Genomic DNA, 2,348 nt, shown 5'->3' with positions numbered 1-2,348 from the left:
AGGGCTTCAGCTACCATCAGCATGTTATAGCTGCCGTTATATTGCCCACTGTTGTTTCGCTCAGCACTCAAGGATACATCGGCTTCTGGCGTACCAAAAAACTGGTAAGGGAAGTCGACTGTTATAGGGGCGACTGCCGATGATTGCTCTTTTTGTACTGGCATACGCCAGCGATTTTCGCGTGCAACCCGCAAATCAATCGGCCATGGACGTGCAGTTTCAATGGCTAGGCGCTGTGTGCTTTGATCAAATTGGATATTCAAATTAAACGCTTTTTCTAGCAATGTTGCCGCGATATAAATTGTATCCTGGGCGGTGAAAAACTCTTGGGCGGAGAAGGTCGCGCTAGCGCCATTGATGCGAAGCGTTTGTTTATCGAGGTTGGCTTCTAAGGCTTCGCCGGTGTTGGCTAACAACAGATTAAGCTGCTGATTGTCTGGCTGCTCTCCGGTTGCGTCCGCCGCAGTAAATAAAGCGGCGGCTGAAACAAAGAGGCTGCCATGAACCAGCGCAATATCCAGAAAATCGGGCGTGATGTTGCCATTAATACTGAGCTCGGCAACGAATGTCTCTGCTATATCAGACCCGCTCTGCGATGTTGTATCTGCTACAGTATTCGGCTTTGGATTAGGCGCTGTTCCGGCAACCGACTCTGCTGCCGCTATGGGTGGCGAGCCCGGTGGTACCGCTGAGGCCGTACCGAAGCTAACCCCCGCGCTCAGAGCCAACAATATCAGCGCTAAGCGCAGGGCAGTTTGTTGCCTGAAAATTGCCATGGCTCAGCCGTTGCACTGTTCCTGTATTGGGTTTCCCGTGGCGGGGAAGTGATCCCAAATTTTCAGACAATAGGTTCCCGCAGCACCGGCAGTGAATTTGCCCCGCGGCATGCGGACAACACTTTCATTGGTGGTGGGGCGCAAATGCAGACGGCCAGAGCTCAATACATCGCCGGTTGCTTGGTTGATGACCTGAATTTGGCCGACAAAGCTTTGTCCTGGCACGGTTTTAGTGACGGGGAAATAACCCAGATATTCGCGGTCTTTGGGGGTATATACCAACTTCTGCGCACGAATTCCCGGGGTATCAATGCCATGGCGTAAATACACGGTCACAGGTAGCACCGGCATGATGGGGATGGTTACTGCAACGCCTTGTGCTTTGTCTGCGGTTTTGGCTTCAGGCCCGGGTCTGGTTAGTGCCGAGACATTTAGTTTTAGCATGTATTCACCGGGGGGAAGTTTATCCAGCTGACGAGCTGAAATCCGCATTGGCATCGTTTGATTGGCGGGTACTTTGGCCCGCTGTGGTGCCCAGCGAATAAACTCACTGCCGTCTTGGGTTTTGGCATTCATCACCAACTTGACCGATTGCAATGCGAACTCGGTAGGTAATGAGCCGAGATTAACCAGCTCCAGTGAGGCCGAACGGTCAGTATCATTCAAGACCAGCACGTTATCTGATAGCGCGACAGAAAGCCCCTTGGGGGTGGTTGATGCAATTTCAGCGTGCACCGGAGCCACAAGCGTGAGCAGTACAGGAAAGACGAATAGAGATGCGCTAGTACGCCAATTTTCTGCAGTAAACGCAGATGAAATCTGAGATAACATACAACGTCCTTTCTTGGCCGGTCGGCATAAAAAAATCACGACCGGTATTCACCGGTCGTGTTCGTACAATCACTTATTGATTATCTTCCAGCGTCACGGTTAATGGCGCTGAGGTTTTATAGGATCCGTAGTTGGCCTCTACAATATTGTCAGGAATTGTTAATTCTCCACCAATGTAGACTTGAGTAGAGCCACCACTAATCACTGGATTTAAGGTAGATGCGGTTAAATTGGCGGTTAAGGCTGCAGCACTAACCGGGGCTGGTAGAGTAACAGCAAAATTGTTACTGCTAGTCCCAGCCAATGCCATATTAGTATTATCTTTTAACGTGACTGTAGCGACCGTTGCATTTGGTGCTCCAGACCCTTTCAATTGACAAGTCGAGCGAACAGGTGCTTGATGGCTACTCGCGTTGGAAAGCGCCGCTGTACCGCCAGTACGTACGGCAGCACTGCCGTCGCTAGGCAGCGTAATGGTTGTGGCACCACCGCGAGTTCCGGTGCTCATTCGCCAAACACCGAAGTTAACATCGGAGCAGGTCAGTTCCAGAGTTGGTGCAATACCGGCGTATGCATCAACGGTATCGGATGATGTTTGAGCTGAAGCCTGACCCGATAGCAGGGCGCTTGAAATTGCCATCATCAGCGAGCATAAATGCAGTTTATTGATTCGCTTCATTTCCTTACTCCTTGAATCCCCATAACGGGTTCTACCTGTGATTCCATATGCTGCCGAGGTAA

The 2,348-nt window shown here is 50.8% G+C and carries 3 protein-coding genes; all 3 read right to left on the bottom strand.

The genetic code is table 11. The annotated features are described in order from the left end of the window. On the bottom strand, nucleotides 1–776 hold a 776-nt coding region (locus ACRC27_RS07765; protein ID WP_438639583.1), incomplete at its 3' end, for a hypothetical protein. A 3-nt stretch (nucleotides 777–779) separates the two neighbouring features. Further along, on the bottom strand, nucleotides 780–1,607 hold the full coding sequence (locus ACRC27_RS07760; protein WP_438639582.1) for a hypothetical protein: 828 nt from the start codon (nucleotides 1,605–1,607) through the stop codon (nucleotides 780–782). A 73-nt stretch (nucleotides 1,608–1,680) separates the two neighbouring features. Further along, nucleotides 1,681–2,286: a DUF4402 domain-containing protein gene (locus ACRC27_RS07755; RefSeq protein ID WP_438639581.1), complete on the bottom strand. Its 606-nt coding sequence runs from the start codon at nucleotides 2,284–2,286 to the stop codon at nucleotides 1,681–1,683. Nucleotides 2,287–2,348 lie beyond the last annotated feature (62 nt).

Origin of the sequence: Plesiomonas sp., from assembly GCF_051650925.1 — a bacterium.
Taxonomy (GTDB): domain Bacteria; phylum Pseudomonadota; class Gammaproteobacteria; order Enterobacterales; family CAMTGL01; genus Plesiomonas.
Note: the sequence above shows the minus strand (reverse complement) of the source record. Positions and strands in the feature narration are given on the sequence as shown.